The organism is Desulfogranum mediterraneum DSM 13871 (assembly GCF_000429965.1).
In the GTDB taxonomy this organism is placed as follows: domain Bacteria; phylum Desulfobacterota; class Desulfobulbia; order Desulfobulbales; family Desulfobulbaceae; genus Desulfogranum; species Desulfogranum mediterraneum.
The window spans coordinates 49,525-73,525 of record NZ_AUCW01000007.1 but is presented as its reverse complement, the minus strand read 5'-3'; the positions used below and the strand labels follow the sequence as shown (position 1 = coordinate 73,525).

General features: G+C 59.8%; 17 protein-coding genes. 12 read left to right on the top strand and 5 right to left on the bottom strand.

The annotated features are described in order from the left end of the window. The first annotated feature begins 1 nt into the window (after position 1). Positions 2 to 919 carry an EF-P lysine aminoacylase EpmA gene (gene epmA / locus G494_RS0103455; RefSeq protein WP_028583410.1) on the top strand — a complete coding sequence of 306 codons (918 nt, stop codon included), beginning with the start codon at positions 2 to 4 and terminating at the stop codon, positions 917 to 919. A gap of 58 nt (positions 920 to 977) precedes the next feature. Here epmA and G494_RS21715 read toward each other — a convergent pair whose 3' ends face one another. Then, positions 978 to 1,655 carry a metallophosphoesterase family protein gene (locus G494_RS21715; RefSeq protein WP_035245341.1) on the bottom strand — a complete coding sequence of 226 codons (678 nt, stop codon included), beginning with the start codon at positions 1,653 to 1,655 and terminating at the stop codon, positions 978 to 980. A 201-nt stretch (positions 1,656 to 1,856) separates the two neighbouring features. On the opposite strand from G494_RS21715, the gene G494_RS0103445 reads away from it, so the two are divergent. The 4 genes from G494_RS0103445 (at position 1,857) to G494_RS26000 (ending at position 6,936) form a co-directional block, all read left to right on the top strand. Beyond that, positions 1,857 to 3,416, top strand: coding sequence for a Wzz/FepE/Etk N-terminal domain-containing protein (locus G494_RS0103445; protein ID WP_028583409.1), 1,560 nt, complete (start codon positions 1,857 to 1,859; stop codon positions 3,414 to 3,416). A 53-nt stretch (positions 3,417 to 3,469) separates the two neighbouring features. Further along, entirely contained in the window at positions 3,470 to 4,480 is a 1,011-nt protein-coding gene (locus G494_RS21710) for an ExeA family protein (RefSeq protein WP_084456344.1), read from the top strand. Between the two features lie 11 nt (positions 4,481 to 4,491). Continuing rightward, entirely contained in the window at positions 4,492 to 5,373 is an 882-nt protein-coding gene (locus tag G494_RS21705; RefSeq protein ID WP_051305340.1) for a polysaccharide biosynthesis tyrosine autokinase, read from the top strand. 126 nt (positions 5,374 to 5,499) lie between these two features. Then, complete coding sequence (locus tag G494_RS26000) at positions 5,500 to 6,936, top strand: exodeoxyribonuclease III (protein ID WP_084456395.1); 1,437 nt, start codon at positions 5,500 to 5,502, stop codon at positions 6,934 to 6,936. A gap of 85 nt (positions 6,937 to 7,021) precedes the next feature. On the opposite strand, the gene gptM is transcribed toward G494_RS26000, so the two are convergent. Next, positions 7,022 to 8,347: a geopeptide radical SAM maturase gene (gene gptM, locus G494_RS0103420; protein WP_028583407.1), complete on the bottom strand. Its 1,326-nt coding sequence runs from the start codon at positions 8,345 to 8,347 to the stop codon at positions 7,022 to 7,024. 303 nt (positions 8,348 to 8,650) lie between these two features. After that, complete coding sequence (locus G494_RS0103410) at positions 8,651 to 10,576, bottom strand: TonB-dependent receptor plug domain-containing protein (protein WP_028583406.1); 1,926 nt, start codon at positions 10,574 to 10,576, stop codon at positions 8,651 to 8,653. A 716-nt stretch (positions 10,577 to 11,292) separates the two neighbouring features. Here G494_RS0103410 and G494_RS0103395 point away from each other — a divergent pair. The 6 genes from G494_RS0103395 (at position 11,293) to G494_RS0103370 (ending at position 19,464) form a co-directional block, all read left to right on the top strand. Then, complete coding sequence (locus tag G494_RS0103395; RefSeq protein ID WP_028583405.1) at positions 11,293 to 12,210, top strand: ABC transporter substrate-binding protein; 918 nt, start codon at positions 11,293 to 11,295, stop codon at positions 12,208 to 12,210. Continuing rightward, entirely contained in the window at positions 12,203 to 13,966 is a 1,764-nt protein-coding gene (locus G494_RS25060; protein ID WP_051305339.1) for a sensor histidine kinase, read from the top strand. Before G494_RS0103395 ends, G494_RS25060 begins: the two co-directional genes overlap by 8 nt. A gap of 168 nt (positions 13,967 to 14,134) precedes the next feature. Further along, positions 14,135 to 17,359: a sigma 54-interacting transcriptional regulator gene (locus tag G494_RS25055; RefSeq protein WP_161629930.1), complete on the top strand. Its 3,225-nt coding sequence runs from the start codon at positions 14,135 to 14,137 to the stop codon at positions 17,357 to 17,359. 481 nt (positions 17,360 to 17,840) lie between these two features. Next, complete coding sequence (locus G494_RS0103380; protein WP_028583403.1) at positions 17,841 to 18,224, top strand: response regulator; 384 nt, start codon at positions 17,841 to 17,843, stop codon at positions 18,222 to 18,224. Between the two features lie 96 nt (positions 18,225 to 18,320). After that, entirely contained in the window at positions 18,321 to 18,977 is a 657-nt protein-coding gene (locus tag G494_RS0103375; protein WP_028583402.1) for a response regulator, read from the top strand. Positions 18,978 to 19,191: 214 nt separating this feature from the next. Beyond that, positions 19,192 to 19,464 (top strand): HU family DNA-binding protein, encoded by a 273-nt coding sequence (locus G494_RS0103370; RefSeq protein WP_028583401.1) that lies wholly within the window; start codon positions 19,192 to 19,194, stop codon positions 19,462 to 19,464. A gap of 79 nt (positions 19,465 to 19,543) precedes the next feature. On the opposite strand, the gene lgt is transcribed toward G494_RS0103370, so the two are convergent. Both lgt and mnmG read right to left on the bottom strand, forming a co-directional pair. Beyond that, positions 19,544 to 20,347, bottom strand: coding sequence for a prolipoprotein diacylglyceryl transferase (gene lgt / locus G494_RS0103365; protein ID WP_028583400.1), 804 nt, complete (start codon positions 20,345 to 20,347; stop codon positions 19,544 to 19,546). 11 nt (positions 20,348 to 20,358) lie between these two features. Beyond that, a complete protein-coding gene (gene mnmG / locus G494_RS0103360) occupies positions 20,359 to 22,242 on the bottom strand; it encodes a tRNA uridine-5-carboxymethylaminomethyl(34) synthesis enzyme MnmG (protein ID WP_028583399.1) in 1,884 nt (627 codons plus the stop codon). Between the two features lie 292 nt (positions 22,243 to 22,534). On the opposite strand from mnmG, the gene G494_RS0103355 reads away from it, so the two are divergent. Next, complete coding sequence (locus G494_RS0103355) at positions 22,535 to 23,992, top strand: TrkH family potassium uptake protein (protein ID WP_028583398.1); 1,458 nt, start codon at positions 22,535 to 22,537, stop codon at positions 23,990 to 23,992. The last annotated feature ends 9 nt before the right edge of the window (positions 23,993 to 24,001 follow it).

The window sequence follows — 24,001 nt, the reverse complement described above, 5'->3', positions numbered from 1 at the left end:
CATGCTCTCCCCTGAGGGGCTGCGGCAGCGTTGCCGCCTGCTGCAGGCCATTCGCTCGTTTTTCCTCGGGCGTGACTACCTGGAGGTGGACACGCCCATCCGCCTGCCGGTGTTGATTCCCGAGGCCCATATCCAGCCTTTTGAAAGTGAATCCTGGTATCTGCAGACCTCGCCGGAGCTGTGCATGAAGATGCTGCTTGCCCAGGGTTGCCGGCAGCTGTTCCAGCTCTGCCACTGCTTCCGCAAAGAGGAGTGCGGTCGGCATCATCAGACCGAGTTCACCATGCTTGAGTGGTACCACCAGGGCTGGGACTACACTTCCCTGATGGCCGAGTGCGAACAGCTCTTTCGTTATCTTGCCGCCGGCCTGAGCGGCTTCAGCGGCGTGGTCGGCAGTGACCGGCTCAGCTACCAGGGCAGGAGCATATTGCTGGCCCCCCCCTGGCAGCGGCTCAGTGTGGCCCAGGCCTTTGGCCGTTATGCCCCGCTCTCCCTGGAGCAGGCCCTGGCAGAGGACTGTTTTGAGGAACTGCTGGTGGAGGCGGTGGAGCCACGACTCGGTTGGCAGACACCGGTCTTTCTCTGTGATTATCCCCTGGAGCTGGCCTCCCTGGCCCGGCCCAAGGCGGAGAATCCGGCGGTGGCTGAGCGTTTTGAACTCTACATCGGCGGCCTGGAGCTGGCCAACGGTTTTTCCGAGCTGGTAGAGCCGCAGCTCCAGCGGCGTCGTTTTCTCCAGGAGCTGGAGTCGATCCGGGCCCAGGGGAGAACGGCAAAGATGCCTGAGGGATTTCTTGAGTCCCTGGAGGAGCTTGGGGAGACTGCCGGGATTGCCCTGGGGGTGGATCGCTTGCTGATGCTTCTGCTGGGGCGCGAGCAGTTGAAGGATGTTATTCCCTTTGCTGGCGATTATTCGTGAAGCCTTCGTTGTCTTTTCTCTTTGAGTTAGCTATCATAAGCCATGTTCATTGCCGCCTTCACCTCTCCTCATAGGGCGCGCGGCGCTCGCCGGGTACCGAGATAAACTGCCGCTCCGGAAGGAGCAGGGCCGTGAGTGTACCGCCGTAGACCGCGCCGGTGTCGATGCCGATCTTGTTTGCTGCCAGCAGGGGCCGGTCAAAGGGCGTGTGACCGAAGATCACCGGCTTGCCAAAGTCAAAGCTGGTAGCCAGGAACTCCTCTCTGGCCCAGAGACACCACTCCGCCCGCTGCAGGCTGAGATGACAGCCCGGTTGCAGGCCGGCATGGACATAGAGTGCATGCTGATCTTCGTAGTAGAGGGGCAGGGAACGGAAAAAATGGAGATGATCCGGCGGGATCGCCTCTGCCGGCCCCGCTGTCCTGGCCTGGAGCTGATAGCTGGCCAGGGTCTGGCTGCCGCCGAAGCGGAGAAACATGGACGGGTCACGGCCTTCCAGGAAGTGGAGAAACATCAGGTCATGGTTGCCCTGGAGGGTGATGACCCGGGGATGCTCCCGGCGGAGGCGGAGAATCCGCTCCACCACCTCCCTTGAGCAGGGGCCGCGGTCCACATAGTCGCCAAGAAAGATGAAGGTGTCGGCTCGGTCCGACAGCTGCTCCAGGAGGGTGTTGAGCGACTCCAGGCAGCCGTGAATGTCGCCGATAACGATGGTGCGATTGATGCTAGGTTCCATGGGCAGGCTCAAGGTTGGGGAGAGTGGTTCGGTTGGTTTGCAGAGCTGCCTCTCGTGCCGTGAGCGGGGTGCAGGCTGAAGGGGATGCCAACGGTAGGTCCAGAGGCCGGTTGAAAAATCTCATGATTCAAGCTACCCTTTAGGGCAGATGTGTCAGGGCCCGCAATAATCAAGGTTCACCTTAAGTATTAGATATCTCCTATGAATGAAAAAACCAAGCAGTTGCTGAAAAAATATGTGGATGTCCTCCTGCTGAGGAAGATGTTGATCTCCTGCTGTGTTTTTCTCGCCGTCCTGGGAGGGCTGGCCAACTATTACCGGACTCCCAAGACCTATAAGGCCGAGGCCCTGCTGATCTACGAAGAGCAGAAGGTCAACCCCTCGAAGATGGCCCCGGATATGAAAGACAAGATCCGTGAGGTGGTCAATACCCTCAAGCAGCAGGTCACCTCCAGGACCAGCCTGGAAAAAATCATCAAGGAGTATGATCTCTATCCCGGGATGCGGGCGACCCTGCCCCTCGAGGATGTGATCGAGGCCATGCGCGCCAACATCTTGATCGCAACCACCCGGGGCGATGTCTTCTCGGTCAGTTACCAGGGGAATGATCCCAGAAAGGTGCTGCGGGTCACCAATGCCCTCTCCTCAAAATTCATTGAGGAAAACCTGCGCTACCGGGAGGAGCGGGCCAGCGAGACCTCCAGCTATATCGCCGATGAGCTCGGCCAGGCCAAGGAGCGGCTGGACCGGAAAGAGCAGGCCATGCGTGATTACCGCTTGAAGTACTACAATGAGATGCCCCATCAGGTGGATGTCAATGTGGCCAGGTTGAACACCCTGCAGAGTTCGCTGCAGGGGTTGCAGAGTAATATCCAGGAACTGGAGCGGACCAAGATGTTGCTCCAGGAGAAGGCCAGTGCCCGCTCACGTCAGCTGGCCAGCAGCTTCTCCGAGCAGACCGGCCCGGATGGGAAGGGCGGGGTCGTCCAGGGCGGTGATCCCTACCAGCGTCTCATCCAGGCCAAAAATTACCTGAGGAGTCTGTTGGCACGTTATAAAGAGACTCATCCCGAGGTCAAGCGGGTCCGTAAGGCCATCGCGGCCCTGGAAGCCCAGCTGGAGGGCAGTGGAAGCGGCCAGGATCCCGAAGCGCGGCCTGTGGGAGAGGATCCCATGCTGCTGCAGAGCGCGATCCAGCGCAAGGGGATCGAACTCCACCTGGTCGAGTTGCGCAAGGACGAGGATCGACTGCGGCTGCAGATCAAACAGCTGGAACAGTGGGTCGAGTCGGCTCCGGTGCGGGAGGCGGAGTGGACGGCCCTGACCCGGGACTATGATGAGTTCAAGAGCCACTATGATTTTCTGGTGGCCCAGAACCTCCAGGCCGTCTCGGTCCAGAATCTGGAAAGGAAACAGAAGGGCAGCCAGTTCAAGATCATGGATCCGGCCCGTCTGCCGGAAAAACCGATCCGCCCGGATTTTGCCAGGATCATGCTCCTGGCCCTGGGGCTGGGACTGGGACTGGGCGGCGGCATCGCCCTGAGCCTTGATATGGTCGACACCTCGTTCAAGGACCCCCTGGATCTGGAAGAGTACCTCGGGGTGTCGGTGACCTGTTCCCTACCCTACCTGCAGCTGCCCCGGGAACAACGGCGCAGCCGCTGGCAGAGTATCGGTTTTGTCCTCTTTCTGCTCTCCGGAATAAGCGTCTGCTGCGGGGCCGTGTTTCTGCTCTGGCAGCGTGGCATCCTGATCCTCTAAGGGAGTTCGGGTGAACGCTCCAGAGCTGCAGCAGCCTCTCATGGCCAACGATCATGTATGAGAAATATTACGGCCTCACCTGCAAGCCCTTTCAGCTGACCCCGGACTCCCGGGTGGTTTTCAGGAGCGAGGGCCATCAGGAGGCCCTGGCCATCCTCAAGTACGGGATCCTCAGCAAGAAAGGTTTTCTGGTGCTGACCGCCAATGTGGGCTTGGGCAAGACCACCCTGCTCCAGGCCCTGGTGGACTCTCTGGGGGTGGATGTCAGGCTCTGCCTGCTCAATAATCCGCTGCTCTATCGGGATGAATTTTTTTCCTACCTGGGGGATAAGCTGGGCCTGCCCTGGGACGGGAACAAGGCCAGGTTTCTGGTCGATTTTGAGGTCCTGCTCAAGTCCGCCTATGCCAGGGGCGAGCGGGTCCTGCTCATCATTGACGAGGCCCATGTCCTGCCGGTGGAGCTGTTGGAGGAGATCCGGCTGCTCTCCAATCTGGATGTCAGGGGCCAGGATGTGCTCTCCATCTTTCTGGTCGGTCAACCTGAGCTCAACGAGCTGATGAGCGCCGATCGTTTCCTGCCCCTGCGCCAACGGGTGGGGATCCGCTTTGATCTCCAGCCCTTTGATCTCCAGGCGACCAAACAGTATATCCTCTTTCGGCTGCGCCACGCCGGGGCCCGTCACCTTAATCTCTTCAGCGACGAGGCCATTGCTGCCATCCATAAGGTCAGCAGGGGGACGCCGCGTCTGATCAACATCGTCTGTGATCATGCCCTGTTGATGGGCTTTGCCGACAGTCAACCGGTGATCACCGGTCCCCTGATCAAAGAGTGTGTGCAGGACCTCCATTTCCCCGGGGAAGCCAATCCCTTGCCCATCGCTGAGAGCGGCAGGCGCGGGCTGCAGCCGGGCCGGATGGTGCTGCTTGTCCTGGGGCTGCTGGCAATCGGCTGCGGTCTGCTGGTAAGCATGGAACTCTTGGACCTTGACCGGGTCGGGGATTTGCTAGAGAATATGATTCCGGGTCCGTGGCTTGAAAAAATTCGAATGATCTTTGACCAATAAGGGAGTGGGTTGTGGGGAAAGTTGCAAATGCACTGCGCAAGGCCGCAGCAGAGGGTGGAACAGCGACCGAGGGCGTGAAGGAGAGGGCCCTCGATTCAAGCCGGGAAGAACATCGGGAGCCGGAGAAGGTCCAGGCCGGGGCCGAGGGTACCGGGCGTGGTGAGCGTGGTGAGCGGGTTGAGCGCCAGGGAAGCGGTCGCTGGGATGAGCGTTTGCTGCTCTCTGCCGCCACCACCGGGATGGTGGCGGAGAGTATCCGCACCCTGCGTACCCGGATCCTTTACCCGATCATGGGCACACCGCCCCGCACCCTGCTGGTGACCAGTGCCTCGCCCGGAGAGGGCAAGAGTTTTATCTGTGCCAACCTGGGCATCTCCCTGGCCCAGGGGGTGGATAATTACTGTGTGATCGTGGATAGCGACCTGCGCCGCCCTAGCCAACATGCGCTCTTTGGGCTCCAGAATCGGCAGGGGATCGTCGATCATCTCCAGCAGGGGGTGCCTGTGGGAGAGCTGATCCTCAAGTCAGGCCTGGATAAGCTCTCCATCCTGCCGGCCGGTCCGCCCCCGGTCAATCCGGCCGAGCTCTCCGGCTCCGGTTCCATGATCAGCCTGGTGGATGAGCTCCGCTCCCGCTATGAGGATCGATTTGTCCTGGTGGACAGCCCGCCGCTCCATGCGGCCGCCGAGACCGCGGTCCTGGCCCAGCATGTGGACGGGGTGGTCCTGGTGGTCCGCCACGGCATCTCCCGGCGGGAACATGTCAGGCAGCTGGTGGAGACCATTGGCCGGGAAAAGATCCTGGGGGTGGTCTTCAATGCCTATACCACCAGTGCGTTGGACAGCAAGGTCTTCGGCTACTACGATTATCAGCACGACTATTACCGCTCATAGCCCCCCACCGGGGGCTCCTGCCGGGGGAGCTGGCCGTTTTTCGTTGGTTTGTTTTTTTTAGGCTGATCCCTCCGCTAATAGAGGGAGAGCAGGTAGGAATTTCAGAGAGGAACCCAGTTGGTGATCATGGAGATCGAAGAGATACTCTCCCGGCTCAAGCGGGAGGTGGAGGGGTACCAGGTGCCGCTGGTGGACCTGATTGCCGTCCAGTCCCGGGACCCGTTCAAGATATTGGTGGCCACGATCCTCTCGGCCCGGACCAAGGACGAGGTCACCGCCGCCGCTGCCCAGCGCCTCTTTTCCCGGGCCGAAACCGCGGCCGCGCTTGCCAGGCTCTCGCGCTCGGAGCTGGAGCAGCTGATCTATCCGGTCGGCTTTTACCGCAACAAGGCCGGCTACCTTTATAAGCTGCCGGCAGTGCTGGCGGAGGAGTTTGCCGGGCTCATCCCCGAGACCATGGAGGGGCTGCTCAGGCTGCCGGGAGTGGGAAGGAAAACGGCCAACCTGGTGCTGGCCCTGGCCTTTCATCAGCCTGCGATCTGCGTGGATACCCATGTCCATCGGATCATGAATATCTGGGGCTACGTCCGGACCGCGACCCCCCTGCAGACGGAGATGGCCCTCAGGGAAAAGTTGCCCCCGCACCTCTGGATCGAAGTCAACTCCATCCTGGTTGCCTTTGGCCAGGGGACCTGCCGGCCCCAGGCGCCCCACTGTGATCGCTGCGTGATCGCAGCCGATTGCCCCCAGCTTGGGGTCAGCCCCCGTAGCTCAGGACCAGCCCCCCGGCAGGCGGCCGGGGGGCAGACCTTTGTCTCCTGGAACGTCAACGGCCTGCGGGCGGTGCTGAAAAAAGATTTCCTCTCCATCTTCCACACGCTGGCCGCAGATATCTTTGCCCTCCAGGAGATCAAGGCCCTGCCCGAGCAGCTCCCCCCGGAGGTCCTGGATATTCCCGGCTACCACAGCTACTGGCATCCGGCCGAGAAGAAGGGCTATGCCGGTACAGCGGTCTTTACCAGGATCGAGCCGCTCCGGGTCCTCTATGGCCTGGGGGAGGAGGAGATCGACCGTGAGGGCAGGGTGCTGACTCTGGAGTATGAAGACTTCTTTCTGGTCAACACCTACTTCCCCAATGCCCAGCCCGAGTTGCGCAGACTACCCTTTAAGGAGCGGTTCAACCGGGCCCTGCTCACCTTTATCCAGGGGCTGGCAGCGGACAAGTCGGTGGTGCTCTGCGGCGACCTCAACGTGGCCCACAGGCCCATAGATCTGGCCCGCCCCCAGGCCAACGAGGAAAACCCCGGCTACTCCAGGGCGGAACGGAGCTGGATGGACCAGCTGATCGGAGCCGGCTATGTGGACACCTTCCGGGAGTTTGACCGCCAACCCGGCCGCTACAGCTGGTGGAGTTACCGTTCCCGTGCCCGGGAAAAGAATATCGGCTGGCGGATCGATTACTTCCTGGTGGACGCCAGGAGCAGAGGGCGACTGCTCCATGCCGCCATCCATGAGGATATCTACGGCTCCGACCACTGCCCGGTGAGCATCAACTACCGCTAGCCCCCATCCTTTCCGGAACTGTCGGAACTGTCGGAACTGCCGGAATCCCCCTCGTCCCTGCCTGAAAAAAAAGCTGCAGCAGTGATCACGCCTCCAGATCCTGCTCCTCTATCTGGCCGTAGCGGTAACAGAGGTCCTGGAGGAGCATGGTCTCCAGGTTGGCCTCGAAAAAGGGCCTGCGGCAATCCACCCGGCCCATATGGCCGTCGCGCTGATAGGCCATGTAACGGCAGCCGCCAAAGCAGAGCGGGAGGTAGCGGCAGCGTTGGCACTCTTCTTCCCGCTGCCAGTGGAAGAGATGGTGTGAGCGCTGGTAGGCCCTGTCGAGACCCTGCCAGATATCGCCGATCCTGTACTGTTCATGGCCCACCCAGGTGATGCACTTGTAGAGGCTGCCGTCGTAATGGACGGTGTAGGCATCGTCCATCTCCACCCCGCAGGGCTCTGGTTGGAGTTCGGCCACGGGATAGCCCCGCTTCAGCACCTCCCTGCGCACATGGAGCGCGGCCTGGCCCAGCCAGGGCTCGTTGATGGAGCTGCACCCTCCGCGGTAGTCGCTGGCGCTGATGGGGTCGCTCACCTGCATGACCATATTAAAGCTCACCCCTTCCACCCTCTCCGGGCTGATCCCCCGCTCGGCCAGCAGATCCAGGACCGTGGCAAAGTCCTGGTAGCTCTCCCTGGTGTAGTTGCCGCCCAACCGGATCTTGGTCTGGGTGCAGATCCTGGCCAGGCGATCGACAATCACTGCAAAGCTGCCGGCCCCTGACTTGAAGGGGCGGAGGCGATCATGGTTGGCCGGCGGTCCGTCCAGGGTCACCTTGACCCCGTCCAGGCCCCAGGGGGTCAACTCCGCCACCAGCTCCGGGCTGAGCAGGGAACCGTTGGAGATCAGGTCAAGCACCAGCGCTGCCCCCTGCTCCTCGACAAAGGGTTTCAGCCGCCTGGCCAGGGCGAGGATCTGCCTGGTATAGAGCAGGGGCTCGCCGCCGTAGAACTGGAGGATCAGTTTCTTCTTGCCCGGGCGGAACCGTTTCTTGATAAAGGCGACCAGCTGCTCGGAAGTGGGGTCATCCATCGCCTTTGCCCCCTTCTGTTGCCCCTCAAAGCAGTAGCTGCAGCGAAAGTTGCACTCCATCCCCGGGACGATGGCCAGGGTCAGGTTGGGGTTGTCGCGGTTGATCGCCTCCATATAGCCCTGCATGGCCCGATATTCGGCCTCGCGATCAGCCACCAGAAACTCCAGCTTGGTGAGCTCTGCTCCATAGGCGTTTGTCTGATCGCCCCTGTTCAGGGCCTGGAAGTCCTCTTCCGGCAGGAGCACCAGGGCGCCGGTCTTGGTGGAGAAGAGCAGGACCTGGCCCGGGATGGAGGGGTGACGGTGGCTGGTGAGATAGGGGCTCAACTGCATGGGATGCTCCGCGGCTATAAAAAAAGGAGAGCCGAGGCTCTCCTTGCAAACAGGGTAAGGGAAAAAGCTTATTTCGATGCCGTCGGTCCACCGGCGCAGCAGCCGGCGTCTGCGGCGACCTGTTTCACGGTTTTGCCCTTGCGTAAAATAATCATTTTCTTCTTCATCCTCTCCTCCACAGAGTGTTGCTTGTCGTTGAAACTATTCCAACAGTCATTATAGAGGGGGGACGACTGATGTCAAGAGTTATTGAGTGCTTGACTGCTTGACCGGGGGCAGCTCCGGGCAGATGCAACTGGACTGTTAATAGCGAACGCTCAGTCCAACTTCCAGCCAGCGATCAGGGTTGGGATACTCATAGTCACAGTACTGGCTGGTGTTAAAGAGGTTGTGTGCCTTGAGATAGAGCTCGCCCTTGAGCTGGGGGAGTTCAAGCTCCTTGGCAAGGAGCAGGTCCCAGAGCCAGGTGCCGTGCCGCGGCTCTTCTATGAGATTTTGCTCGTTGAGCCAGAGGTAGCGGCCCGCCAGTTCGGCCCTGAGGCCTGCGGGGGCATGGTCATAGCTGACAGTAAGGTTGCCGCTGTAGGTCTCGTCATCACCAAAGCCCTCGTCTGTTGCCACCTCGCCGTCACCGCTGACCAGGGTGAAGTTGGCGTTCAGGCTGAGGCCGTGAAAGCTCTCGGTCCGGGCCTCGAGCTCAAAGCCCTTGAGCCGTTGGGAGCCGCTGTTGCTCCAGGGGACGCTGTTCGGCTCCCAGGCATCCTCGATCTGGTGATGGAAGATGGTCCCCTTGAGGTGGAGCATGGGGATGCGGGCGGTCTCCAGGCCCAGCTGGAAGGTCCAGATGTTTTCCGGGTTCAGCTCCGGTGAATGGGTCGATGCGGCCAGGTAGGGGGCGGAAAAGCCCCTGGCGACCAGGCCCCGGAACAGGGTCTCCGGGGAAAGCTGGTAGGTGGCTCCCAGGGAGGGGCTGATGGACTCCTCGGAGTTGGAATGGGCGTCGTAGCGCAGGCCCGGGCTGAGGGTCCATTTGCCGTGGACATAGCTGAGGTTGGCGTAGACGCCGTTGCGGTCCTCGCTGACAGGCGGATCTGTGGTGGTGGACGGGCCGCCGAAAAAGGGCCCCATCCTGCTCTGGTAGTGGAGCTTGCTGTGGTTGGACTCCAGCCCCAGGTTGGCGGTCAGCGCTGTCCCGGCCCAGGTCAGGCGGGCGGAGAGGTTGGTTGAGCTGTCCTCCCACTCCTCGCCAAAGAGGAGGCTGCCCCGGGTTCCGCCGCTCCCGCTGCCCCGGGTCTTACGGTTAATGGTAAAGCTGTTGTGAAAGTGCTGGGCCGCAAGATGGAGGCTGGTCCTGGAGCCGAGCCTGGTGTCAAGGAAGATGGTGGCCCAGCTATCCTGCTGATCCAGCTCTTCATAGAGGTCCAGGCCCTCGATATCCCAGGCATCACTCCAGTTGAGCCCCTTGTACGAGGGATCGCTGTAGCCGCCGGTCACGCTCAGCTGGGAGCTGCCTGGCAGCTGGAGCTGGACCTTGCCGTAGAGGGTGTCCCGTTTAGCGTAGCGGTCAAGGCGGAGGCCGTCGGAGTCCATGCTGCCTGCGTAGAGGTAGTAGCCCAGGGCCTTGACCCGGCCGGCGGCATCGGCGGCAAGCTCGTAACTGTCGGCCTCGCCGTAACTGGCATGGATGGTTCCGCTGGGACGGATGGTCTTGCCCGTATCCTTGGTGATGATGTTGATCACCCCGCCCAGGGCCGAGCCCCAGGTGGAGGAGGCGGCGCCCTTGATGATCTCGATGCGCTTGATGATCCCCAGGGGGATGAAGCTGGTCAGGGCAAAGCCGTTTGAGTTATGGTTGAGGCGGACCCCGTCCAGGAGGAGGAGCACATGATGCCGCTGGGAGCCCTGCAGGGAGACACTGGCGGTGCCCAGGAAATCCTGTCCCCAGAAGGTGACAAACACCCCGGGCTGGCGGCTCAGCACCTCTGCCAGGGTATGGGCCCGCATTTGCTCGATCTCTTTGGCCGTGACCACGGTGACGTTCTCGGCAACCTGGCTGAGCGGCTTGAGGGAACGGGAGCTGCTCTCCACCAGCTGTTCCTCCTCAAAGTACATGCTCAGCAGCTCCTCTTCCTGGGAAGACGGGGGCGCGGCGGTCTCGGCCAGGAGCGGCTGGCAGGCAAGAAGGCTTGTCAGCAGGAGCAGGGGTATCGCCAGAAAGGGTCTGTTCATAGTTTTAGTGGCAGGTTGTGATTGAAGGTGATTGAAGGTGGCTGAGGGTGGCTAAAGGCCTTGAGCCTTTTTTCCCTTGGCTTGAGCCTGGCTTGAGTCCGAACGAAAAATCCCATGTTTGAAGGTATCCTTAAGTATCCTTAGGTATCCTTAAGAGAGCCTTCTCCCGGTTCCCTGGGGCGCTTCTCCGCAGGATAGCAGATCGAGCCCGAGATGAACATCTTTGCCTTTCCTGGGCCTGCAGCAGAGAGTAGAGCAGGGAGTAGAGCAGGCTGATTCGCCAGGATAGCAGAAATGGAGCCAAAAGTCTTGAAGCTCCTCTGCTGCAAAGAAAATCGGCAGGCCAGGGGGGCTGGCCTGTTTTCCCCTGAGCAGCTCCCGGTTTGAGGCCAGCCCTGAATCAAGCTCTCTGCCAGGGAGGGAGTCCCGAGGAAAATACTTTGATTTTTAAGAGCTTATCGATAAAAGTGAACTGATTGTGGCCCTGACAGTTTTTCAGGCGGAGTTGCGGCCCTCCTCCACCCCCCTGGGTTTGTATTTTTTTGGGCAAGTTTTATGCATTGGGTTTGCTGTCTGCTGGTGTGGTCTTGGTGGCCATCGCTGCTTCCCGGTGGTGGTTCCGGTCTGATCAGGGGGCTGGGATCCGGGCAGCTCAAGCGGAGTTGCTGCGCCGGCAGCATCTTTTAGAACCCTGGGAACCTCGGAACCTCTCGTCTATGAAAAAGATCCTCTTGCTGCTCCTGCTCACCTATTTCAGCCTGGCCCCCTTGGTCATGGCCTATGAGATAGTGGTGGTCAAGGGCAGCAGGAGCAGGTTGAGCGAGCGGCTGCAGGTACTCTTTGCCCAGGAACTCACCAGGCTGGTCCCTGCCGACCAGGGGGTAACGGCCATCCAGCCCCACCAGGTCCGGGAAATCGTCCTCTCCGGTTCCGACCGGCCAGGGCTTGCCGACCAGCTGGCCCAGAGCCGTCCCGATCTTCTCCTGGCCATCGGCAGCCGGGCCCTGCAGGCGGCCCTCACTGTCCCGGAGCTGCCCATCGTTCATCTGCTGGTCGCTGATCCCGCCGGGATGATCGGCGGGAGAGCCGCGGTCAGCGGGGTTGGCCTGGCGGTTCCCCCCCGGGTACAGCTGGCAGCCTTGCGGCGCGCTCTGCCCGGGGTCCGGAGGGTCGGTCTGGTCTACGATCCGGAGCGAAGCTCGGGCCTTGTCGAGCAACTGGTGGCTGCAGCCCCTGATCTCCACTTCATCACCCGTTCCACCGCCAGGAGCAGTGAGGTCCCTGAGCTGATCCAATCGCTCCAGGGCAAGGTCGATCTGCTCTGGATGTTGCCCGACCTGACGGTCTCCAACCGAAAAACCATGGAGAGTTATCTTCTCTTCTCCATCAAAAATAAGATTCCCCTCCTGACCTTCTCTGCAAAGCTGCTCAGGCGGGGGGCCACCCTTGCCATCACCTTTGATCTGGAGGGCATCGCCCTGCAGGCAGCAACCCTGGCCGTGGAGCTGTTGTCCCGGGGAGAAGCCTCCGGCCATAGGGCTGTTGTCGCCCCGCAGGCGCAGACACTGGTCAATCAGCGGATGGCCGAGAAGCTTGGCATCTCAATAGTCAGCGAGGAAGAGGATCGTGATTAGTCGTCTTGTTGCCCTGCGCAAGAGCTTTCAGGCCAAGATTATCGTGGCCCTGGTTATCTCCATGATCTGTATGGCCGCGATCTTTGATCTGATTCTGATCAACATCCAGGAAAAGACCTATCGTTCCCTGGTCCAGGCACAGAGCGCCGGCCTGGTGAGGATGTTTGCCCATACCATTCGCGTTGCCGTCTTTACCGAGAGTGAAGAGGAGCTGGCCCTCCCGGTGGAAGGGCTGATGCTCCAGGAGCACATCAAGGAGGTGGTGATCTGGAATAAGGAGCAGAGACGGCTGCTCCAGAGAACCAGGAAGGGTGCCGCCCCCTCCGAGAGCAGGATCACGACCCCGGCAGAACTGCAACTGACCGGGCAGGGAGATGACAAGCGTGCGCGCTTGGGCCGGGAAACCGGGGACAGCTTTATCTACGGAGGCCAGGTCTCCTTTGCCAGTGCTTCCCTGGAGGGAGAATCGTGGTACCTTGAGGAGAATGGTACCAGTCGGCAGGGAGAGATCGTCGGCTATGTGGCTGTGCGTTTTTCCAAGGATATCCTCCAGGCCGGGGTGCGCAATATCCTCATCCAGACCGGGGTTTCGGTGGTTCTCTTTTTAGGGGTCGGCATTTTTCTCATCTTTTTCATTGTCGCCAGGGTGAGCCGACCGCTTCAGGAGCTGTTGTCGACCATCAGAAAGAGAAGAGCGGATCCGGGCAGGCCCAGCGATATCAGGGTCCTGACAGAGACCTATGAGGGCATGGTCACTGATCTTGAACACTCCTTTCAAACCATTGCTCTCCTGAATGAAAACCTGGAAAAGAAGGTGCACCTGCGGACCCTGCAGCTGAGCCAGGCCAATCAGGAACTGGCCGGCAAACAGGAGAAGCTTGAACAGACCAACAGGGAGCTGAGCCAGGCCCTGGGCGAGCTGCAGCAGACCCAGGAGCAGCTTATCCAGCAGGAGAAGCTGGCCGCCATGGGCCAGCTGGTGGCCGGGGTTGCCCATGAAGTCAACAATACGGTTAACTTTATCTCTGCCGCACTGCCCTCGCTCCATCGGCTGGTGGAGGACATCAAGAGGATCCTGGGCTGCTACGCTGAACTGGAACAGGCCGTCTGCAGCGATGCCCTGGCCGAGAAGAGGGCGCAGCTCAGGGCGGTAAAAGAAGAACTCTTTTTTGATGAGCTCTTTCCCCTGGTTGACCAGCTGCTGGCGAACATAGATGAAGGAGCCAGGAGGACCAGCCGTATCGTCCATGACCTCAGGACCTTTTCCAGGAGTAATAGGGAAGCCTCGCTGCCCCTGGATCTGCACGCGGTGATCGATTCCACCATCCCCTTCCTTGACCGGCAGCTCATGGAGAAGGTAACCGTTGATCGTGACTATGGGGTGCTGCCCCCGGTTCCCTGTCTGCCGGAGCGAATGAGCCAGGTCTTTCTCAACATCATGAACAACGGCATCCAGGCCATGGGCGGGGAGGGGCGCTTGTCGATCAGAACCGAGTGCCGCCAGGAAAAGGTCCACCTCTTCTTTAGAGATAGCGGCTGCGGCATAGCAGAGCAGGACCTGCAGAAGATTTTTGATCCCTTTTTTACCACCAAGGAGATCGGCCAGGGAACCGGCCTGGGGCTCGGCATCTCCTATACCATCATCCGGCAGCATGGCGGAGATATCAAGGTGGAGAGTGAACCGGGAAGAGGAACGGTCTTCGAGATCATCCTCCCGGTGGGTCCCCGGGCAAGAGGCCAGCTCAAGAAGGCGTAGTCAGTCGGCCTGGTCAGCCGTTGAGTCAGCCATTGAGGCAGCCATGGAGTCCGCTGTTTGCAGGGGAGGGGCTGGCCGAGCCCTTGGAAAAGAGACCGAGCAGGAGGTGGGTGTTGTGCTAAGATTCAAGCCAGGCTCAAGGTGGCCTCAAGGATTGGGAGAAGAGCGTTGACCAAACTAAAGCTGTTGTATGTTGATGACGAAGTGGTAAATCTAACCAACTTCCAGATCGCCTTCAGGCGTAATTTTGATGTGATTACGGCGCTTTCCGGGAGAGAGGCCTTGGAGATCTTTGACCACCACGATGATCTTGCCATAGTCGTTGCCGATCAGCGCATGCCCGGGATGAGCGGTGTCGAGCTCCTCCATGCCGTCAAGCAGCGAAATGAGGAGGTGGTTCGGATTATCCTGACGGCCTATACCGAGGTCTCAGACATTATCGACTCCATCAATAAGGGCAATATCTATCAGTTTGTCCTCAAGCCCTGGGTCGAGGCCGACCTGCTCCAGCTGCTTGACAGGGCGGGTGAGAAGTACCTGCTCGTTCGAGAGAACAGGCAACTGCTGCAAAAACTGGAACAGGACATCCGCAAGCGAAACCAGCTGGAGGCGACCCTGGTGCGGCGTGACCTGGTGCTTGCAGAGGTGGCTGAGATGGCTCTGCGGCTGCTCCTGAGTAGCGACTGGAAGGCCTACGTCAAGGAGCTTGTCGCCCGGCTGGGCGTGGTTATGGCCGTCAGCAGGGTCCAGATATTCCGCCACCATCATGATGGCGATGGGCTGCCCCTGGCCAGGCAGCTGGTTGGCTGGAGCGCTGAACATCTGCCTGCCCCGCTGGCTGCAGCGATCCTTCCGGAATTTTCCTATGCAAGGTCCCAGCTTGAGCGCTGGTTCACTGCCTTTGAAAAGAGCGAGCTCATCCACGGCAATGTCGTCGATTTTCCCCGGGCCGAAATCCGTCTGCTCCAGGAGCTTCAGCTCAAGTCCATAGCCTGCATACCGATCAACGCCGGGGAGCATTGCTGGGGTTTTCTCTGCTTTGAGGATTGTCAGTCCGAGAGGAGATGGGCCAAGCCGGAGCTCGATGCCTTGAAGACCTCGGCAACCATGATCGGCACGGCCATCCTTCGCAGGAAGATGGAGGCTGCCCTCGACAACCAGCGTGCGCAGATCGCCCATGCCGGCCGGCTCGCGGCCTTGGGAGAGATGGCCTCCGGGATAGGGCATGAGATTCATCAACCGCTTTCGGTTATTAACCTGAACACAGAGAACTGCCTGACTTGTCTGGCGGCCGATATGCCCCCTCCAAGCGATACCCTGCTGAGCGACAGCCTCACCGAGATCACAAAGCAGGTTGAGAAGATAACGCGTCTTATTGATAATATGCGTCGTTTTTCCAGATTTCCTGCAGGCAGCTTGGCGAAGATTGCTCTCTCCGAGCCATTGGCAAACGTGCTTCTCTTCTTTGAGGAGCAGTTTCGAACCCATGGTATTGAGCTTGAGGTGAGTTGCGCGGAGAGACTTCCTCTGGTTCTCGCCGATGCCCAGAAGTTTGAGCAGGTACTGGTGAACTTTCTGACCAACGCCAGATATGCCGTGGAGGCGCGTGCGCTCGAGCAGAGGGGCTTTCAGAAAAAGGTCACCGTTCTCCTCGCCCACGAGGAGCTGACAGCCGCTGAGTTGGCGGCCTTGGCCTTTAAGAAGGACGAGAACACCTCCAGCCAGGTGGTGCGGGTTGAGGTGGAGGATAACGGTATAGGGATGGATGAGGATACCCGGCAACGCTGCCTGGAACCTTTTTTCACGACCAAGGAGGTGGGAGACGGTACCGGCCTGGGACTTTCCGTCAGCTACACCATTATTCAGGAGCTGAACGCTCACCTTGATATCAGCAGCAGCCAGGGGGGGGGGCTCCCTGTTCCGGATCTCTCTGCCGGTGGCAAGGGAGGATCTGGTTTGAACAGCAGCTTGCGACCCGATGAACCGCTCTTTATCGTTGACGATGATCCCGATGTGGCCCAGGCCATCAACCGAACCCTGCAGATCGGCGGCTATAATAACCTGGTCTCCATTGGAGACAGCCGGGATGTCCTGACAGAGCTTGAACAGCGTGGTGCCTCCCTGGTACTGCTTGATATCTCCATGCCCCACCTGGGCGGCGAGGAACTGCTTGGGGAGATCGCCCGCCGATATCCCGCCCTGCCGGTGGTGATGGCCACGGCCTGCGACGCCACCGAGATCGTGGTGCGTTGCATGAGAAAGGGGGCCTATGATTTTGTCAGCAAGCCCCTGGGGACCGGCAGGTTGCTGGCAGCAATCCATGGAGCCCTTGAACTGCGGGAACTCCGCCGTGAAAATGAGGCCCTGCGGCACAAGGAGCAGCAAGGCGGACCCAAGCATCCAGAACTGTTCAGCGATATCATTAGCCAGAATCCGGCGATGCTCTCCCTGTTCAGGTATATCGAGGTCATTGCTCCCAGCAGTCAGGTGGTGGTGGTCAACGGCGAGACAGGGGTGGGCAAAGAGCTGGTTGCCCAGGCGATCCATCGGGCCAGCGGGAGAAGAGGCAGGTTTGTGGCCGTAAATGTTGCCGGGGTGGATGACGAGGTCTTTGCCGATACCTTGTTCGGTCATGTGAAGGGGGCTTTTTCCGGGGCACATGCCAACCGGGCCGGTCAGATAAAGATGGCGGCCGGGGGAACCCTGTTCCTCGATGAGATAGGAGATCTCAGTCCAAAATCTCAAGTGAAACTGCTGCGTCTGCTTCAGGAAAAAACCTTTCTTCCCCTGGGTGCTGATACGGTCCTGCAGAGTGATGCCCGGATCGTCGCCGCCACCAACAGAGATCTTGATCAACTCGTTGCCCAGGGGATCTTTAGGAAGGATCTCTACTACAGGCTCTATGCCCATCATCTCGCTCTTCCGCCCCTGCGTGAGCGCTTCGACGACCTGCCGCTGCTGGTGGACCATTTTGCCGCCCAGGCGGCGGCAGAACTGGGGCTGCAGGTCCCAAGGATCTCTCCCCAGGTCTATCTCTATCTGAAAAATGTACCTTTTGAAGGAAATATCAGGGAGCTGCAGGCTGTGGTGCAGGGGGCCCTGACGAGGCAGGTCGGCCCCTGCCTGGGGGTTGACACGGTTGCAGCCATGGTCGAGGGGAAGAAGGGGGCCACAGGCGGAGGTGAGCCCCTGGCTGGGGCTGCTGTTCCGCTCCTTTCCTTTGGCGCTGCCCTGCCGACCATGAGAGAGGTGCGGCGAAGTCTGGTGGTTGAGGCCTTGGCCAGGGCTGATGGGAGTATCAGTCTGGCGGCAAAGATGATCGGCATGAGCCGTCAGGCCCTGAGCCAGTTTGTGCAGAGGCATGGAATCTCCCCCGGGGGTACCCCGCAATAAAAGTTTTCTTGTCAACAAAGATTGCCTGGTCTGCCATCCCCTCTTCTTTGGGGGGGGTGGCCCTTGGCTCCTGGAGTAAAACGGCTTCTCCGCAATATTTGTTGTCGTCTCACCCCGGGGCCTGGTCAGGCCTGGCGGCTGACCGCAGCCTGGTTTGGCCAACGGTGCTTGCCCGAGGGGGACCGTCGATCCCCAGCGGCTCCGCCGGCGGCAGAGGAGGGTGAAACCTGAGGAAAGAGCAGCGGTTGGCCGAGGTATCTTTTCCCGCCACCCCCCGCCTTGGATCCGGATCATCGGGGCAGGGCCGAATCGTCCCCCCCTCTTTTTTTGCTGCTGCTGCGGCTCTTTTGCACAGGGGGAGCCTGGGCTGCGGTAACGGCATGATTCTTTCATAGAATCTCTGCAGATACTGTCCCTGATCCTTCAATGGGTAGCATGGGTAACTGGACATGCAACTGCAAACTGCAATAGGCTGCTTACGATGGAAAACGATCTCCCCCATACCGTCTTGGTCGTTGATGACACCCGACTGATACGCTCCTTTTTAAAGAGTCTCCTGGAGAGCTACGAGTTTGAGGCGGCCTTTGCGTGCAACGGCCAGGAAGCCGTCACCAGCTGGCAACAGACCGATTTCCAAATCATTTTGATGGATATCGAGATGCCGGTCATGGACGGACTGGCAGCTACCCGCATCATCCGGCAGCGCGAACAGGCCGAACAGAGAAGACATACCCCGATTATTGGTTTTTCAGGGGGAGGCATGGCAGACCCCCGGGGTGTCTGTCTGGCGGCTGGTATGGATGGTTTTTTGGCCAAGCCCATCGCTGTCAGAGATGCACTCGATGTGATTTTTTCCTTTGTCTAGACGAGAACAAGAGCTTCTTCATGGCGAAGAAAACCAGAGGATTGGGAGACCCCCAGAGCTTTTATGGATCTAACCTCAAGAAATGAAGGCTGCAGTATGGAACCGTACCGGATTGTCGTTGCCGATGACCATAGCCTCATCCGTCAGGGTATAAAGAGCATCATCGCCGAAGATGGGGCCATGCGGGTTGTCGGCGAGGCGGCTAACGGTCTCGAACTCCTCGATATCCTGGCAGAGCAGGAGCCGCATCTGGTGATCCTGGATATCTGCATGCCCAACATGAACGGCATCGAGGCGGTGGGTCAGGTGAAAGAGACGCATCCCGAGGTCAAGATCCTGATTGTCACCATGTATGGCAACAACCACTACTTCTACAAGGCCATTGACGCCGGCGTGGATGGTTACCTGCTCAAGGAGGAATCTGATGCGGAACTGCTGAAGGCCATCGAGGCCGTCAGGAACAACAGGTCCTATGTCTCGCCCCAGCTGAGCCAGGATATCAGCGATGATATGATCGCTGCCTTTCGTGAGCAGGCCAGTGTGCCTGTGGTCTCCCTCTCGGAGCGGGAACGGCAGGTGCTGCGTCTGGTGGTCCAGGGCAATACCAGTAAAAAGATAGCCGCTCATCTCCGCCTGAGCCCCCGCACCGTGGATCATCATCGGGCCAGTCTTTTGAAAAAGTTCAACATGAAGAATACCATCGACCTGGTCAACTACGTGGTCAGGAATAACCTCTTTTTGGATGAGGGCTGAAAAAATGAGCGTTTGGCTCTTTTTTTTGCGTCATACCCTCCCCGCTAACCCTTCTCTTTCAAAGAGTTTTTTGCTGGTCATAGGTAAATATACCTATGGGGGCGTCCGTAGTTCCCTCAATTGTCTTTTCCGCTGTTCTACGTTTTACTTCTTCCAGTTCAATCAGAAACAGCGGCTGAGTCGCAGATGATGAAATGTCAACGGAGAGGGCAAGATGAACAAGAATGATCTTATCGAAACGATTGCCGGTTCAGCAATGATCAGTAAGGCCGCTGCTGAGCGGGGGCTCAATGAAATGCTGAGCATGATGTCTTCGGCCATGGAAGACGGCGACCGGGTCACCCTGGCCGGATTTGGCAGTTTTTCCGTGGTGGATCGGGCGCCCCGTGTCGGTCGGAATCCGAAAACCGGAGAGGTGGTGCCCATCCCTCCCCGTAAGGCGGTCAAGTTCCGTCCAGGGAAACATCTTTCCCGTAAGATGCAGTAGCCACCAGGAGGGCGCTGTCTGCAGGAGTCTGCTCTAAGCAGACCCCGCCCTCCAGAGCGAGCCAGGCCGTCTCTTCCAGCTAGCCGCCGGACCTGGCTCGCCACAGCCAGAGTATCCCCCCCAGGCCGAACATGGCCCCGCTCAAGACCTGACCCATGGAAAAGCTGTTGAGCATGAGTCCCAGCTGAGGATCAGGTTCCCGCAGATATTCCACCAGAAAACGAAAGCCGCCATAGAGGATCAAAAACAGGGCCAGGATGGAGCCGTGGGGCCAGCCAGGGGCAGGCCGTGTTTTCCAGGGTTTGTCTTTACAGCTCCAGAGGATGACAAAGAGGACCACCCCTTCCAGCAGGGCTTCATAGAGCTGGGAGGGATGGCGTGGCAGGGGGCCGCCCCCGGGGAAGACCATGGCCCAGGGGAGGTCGCTGGGTCGGCCGAAGAGCTCACCGTTGATGAAATTTCCCAGCCGGCCGAAAAATAAGCCCACCGGTACGGTGGCCACATAGAGGTCTGCACCCTTCCAGAAGTCCAGCCGCTGCAGGGAGCAGAAGAGCACTCCTGCTCCCAGGGCCCCCAGGCAACCGCCATGAAAGGACATCCCGCCCTCCCAGACGGCCATGATCTCAGCCGGGTGAGCCAGGTAGTAGTCCAGGTTGTAGAAGAGGACATAGCCCAGGCGTCCCCCCAGGATCACCCCGACAATCAGGGTCAGGTTGAGGTTGTCCAGCTGATTGCGCAGCTGCTGCCACTGAAAGCGGCCGGCCTGGTAGGCGACCAGCAGGTAGGCCGCTGAAAAGCCGATGACATACATCAGTCCGTACCAGCGGATCGCCAGGGGGCCGAGGGAGACGATGATCGGGTCGATCTGAGGATAGCTGATCATGGTCCGCAGCCCTAGAGCAGGCCCTCTCTTCTCAGCTGGATCTGGAGCACGGAGAGGGCCGCCGGGGTGACCCCTGAGATCCTGGAGGCCTGTCCCAGGGAGCGCGGCTGCACCGTGGTCAGCTTTTCCACCACCTCGTTGGAGAGGCCGGGAAGCCCCTCATAGACCATCTCTTCCGGGATAGCCATCTGCTCCAACTTCTTAAAGCGCTGTACCTGTTCCTCCTGCCGCCTGATGTAGCCGGCATACTTGACCTTGAGTTCGATCTCCTGCTGATAGCTGGACTCAAGAAAGGTCGACGCTAGCTCGATCTCGGCGGCCTGGGCCAGCTGGATGAGTTGTGCCAGGTGGATTTCCGGGCGGCGGAGCAGGTCTGCCATGGTCAGGGCCTGGGTCAGGGGGGTGGTGCCCAGCGACGAGGCCAGTTTGTTGACCGCAGCCGTTGGCTTGATCCGGATCTGCTGGAGCAGTGTTTCGGCCTCTTCGATGGCGGCCCGTTTTTCGACAAACCCCTCCCAGGTCGCCTGGTCCACCAGACCCAGCTCGTAGCCGATTGCGCGCAGGCGGATGTCCGCGTTGTCCTCACGCAGCAGCAACCGGTACTCGGCCCGGGAGGTGAACAGGCGGTAGGGTTCCTTGGTCCCCAGGGTGACCAGATCATCGATCAGTACCCCCAGGTAGGCCTGGGAACGGTCCAGGATCAGGGGCGGCTCTTCCCTGGTGTACTTGACCCCGTTGATGGCCGCGATCAGTCCCTGGCCTGCAGCCTCCTCGTAGCCCGAGGTACCGTTGATCTGACCGGCCAGAAAGAGCCCCTGGATCTTTTTGGTCTCCAGGTTGGGCCTGAGTTCCCGTGGGTCCACATAGTCATACTCGATGGCGTAACCCGGGCGGATGATCCGGGCGTTTTCCATGCCCGGGATGGAGTGGACCATGGCAATCTGGGTGGCCAGGGGCAGGCTGGTGGGGATGCCGTTGGGGTAGACCTCCACGGTCTCGACCCCCTCGGGTTCCAGAAAGATCTGGTGGCGGATCTTTTCCGGAAAGCGCATGACCTTGTCCTCGATGGAGGGACAGTAGCGGGCACCGACCCCCTCGATCACCCCGGCATAGAGGGGTGACTGGTCGATGGAATCCCTGATGATCTGGTGGGTGGTCTCGTTGGTGTAGGTGATGTAGCAGGGAAACTGTGGCTGGGGCGGCGTAGCGCCGGAGGAGAAGGAGAACAGGCTGGGCGGCTCATCGGAATACTGGGCCTCCAGCTGGGAGTAGTCGATGGTGGTGCCGTCGATCCTGGGCACGGTGCCGGTCTTCATCCGGCCCACGGTGAAGCCGGCCTGCTTGAACCACTCTGCCAGGGAGCGCGAGGGGACATCCCCCATCCGGCCTGCAGGGAAGTTTTTCAGCCCCACGTGGATCAGGCCGTTGAGAAAGGTCCCGGTGGTCACCACCACCGCCTTGACCCGGAGCACCTCGTCCAGGGAGGTGCGGATGCCGCTGACCCGCCCATCCTCCACCAGGATCTCGTCCACCACGGTCTGGCGGATCTCCAGGTTCTCCTGATGTTCCATGATCTTCTTCATCCGCAAGCGGTAGAGGAGCCGATCCGCCTGGGCCCGGGAAGAACGGACCGCCGGTCCCTTGCTGGTGTTGAGGCGGCGGAACTGGATCCCGGTGGCATCGATGTTCTTGGCCATCTCGCCTCCCAGGGCGTCGATCTCCTTGACCAGGTGACCCTTGGCCAGGCCGCCGATGGCAGGGTTGCACGACATGGCGCCGATGGTATCTGCGTTCATCACGCAGACCAGGGTGCGACATCCCATTCGGGCTGCGGCCAGGGCCGCTTCACAGCCGGCATGGCCGGCACCGATTACAGCAATATCAAAATCCGTCATATATCCAGGTGGTAATAGTGGAGGTGGGGGTGGACTACAGAGGAGCAAAGGGGACACGGGTAAAGGTGAACAACTGTTGACTCTGCAATAAAAAATTTATTATAGATAGCACGGTCCAATTTTGCAACGGGAAGCGACAGGAATCAGCTGATCAGGGGCCTCATCTCCGGGAAAGCGGGGCGCCGGCTCCAGCGTCTGTCCCTGCCGAGCCCGCATCGCTCCAAGTTGACCGGCATCCGGCCTTGCCTTTGTTCTCACCGCAGCTCTTTAGCTCTTCATCAGGCGTCCAACTATGCATTTTGCATCTATTACCCATGTGTTCGGCCTCCTCCTGCTGGTGACCGGCACGGCCATGCTCTTTCCGGCCCTCTGTGCCGCCTACTACGGGGAGGGGGATCTCCTGCCGCTGCTGCTCTCCGCCGGGGTGACCTACCTCCTCGGTCTGCCGACCTGGTGGTTTTTTCGCAAACAGTATGAGCTCAACATCAAGGACGGCATCGTGGTGGCGGTCTTTGGCTGGCTGGTGGTTTCCTCCTTCTCCGCACTGCCCTTCATGATCCATGGGGCCATCCCCGGCTTCACCGACGCCTTTTTTGAGATGATCTCCGGTTACACCACCACCGGTGCGACCATCCTCACCGATATCGAGGCCCTGCCCCATGGCCTGCTCTTCTGGCGCAGTGAGACCCACCTCCTGGGGGGGATGGGCTTTCTCACCCTGACCATTATTCTCCTGCCCCAGGGCATGGGCGGGGTGCGCCTGTTCCGGGCCGAGTCGAGTCCGGGCCAGGTGATCACCAAGGAAAAATTCAAGCCCCGCAACCGGGATACCATGATCAGCCTCTGGTGGATCTACCTGTTTTTGAATTTTATCCAGGCCCTGCTGCTCTGTTTTGGGGGGATGTCGATCTTCGATGCCCTCTGTACCGCCTTTGGCACGGTCTCCACCTCGGGCTATTCCCCGAAGAACCTGAGCATCGGCTCTTATGATTCCGCCTACTTTGACTGGGTGATCATCGTCTTCATGTTCCTGGGCGGGGTGACCTTTATGCTGTTTTTTCAGCTGCTCCGGGGCAACTGGCAGGCGGCCTACCGCAACACCGAGTTCAAGTGGTACCTGGTGCTGATGCTCTTCTTCTGCAGCAGCGTCTCCCTGATCCTTTGGAGCAACCAGAGCTACGACAGCCTGGCCGATGCCTTCCGCTTCGGCACCTTTCAGGTGGTCTCGATCCTGACCACCACCGGCTATACCACCGCAGATTATGAGCTCTGGCCCCAGGCTGCCCAGATGTTTCTCTTTCTGGTCTGCTTCCTCGGTGCCTGTGCCGGCTCCACCACCAGCGGGATCAAGGTGGTCCATTACGTCATCATCTGCAAGTATATGTATGCCTCCATCCGCAAGATCTTCTTCCAGCCCCGGGCCGTGGTCTCCATCCGCCTGAATCAGCGGGCCGTGGAGGCTTCGGTGGTGGATCTGGCCATCTGCTACTTCATCGTCAATATCATGATGATTCTGGCCGGGGGCTGTGTGATGGTCCTCCTGGAGGGCTTCGACTATGTCTCGGCCATGAGTTCGGTGATCGCGGCCCTGATGAATATCGGCCCCGGCTTTGGTGAGATCGGGCCCAGTAAGAACTTTGCCTTTATCTCTGCCCCGGGCAAGTGGTTTCTCTCCTGGAACATGCTGGTCGGCCGGCTGGAGATGTTTTCCGCCCTGGTGATCCTCTACCCCTCGTTCTGGAAAAAATAAGGGCCGTCC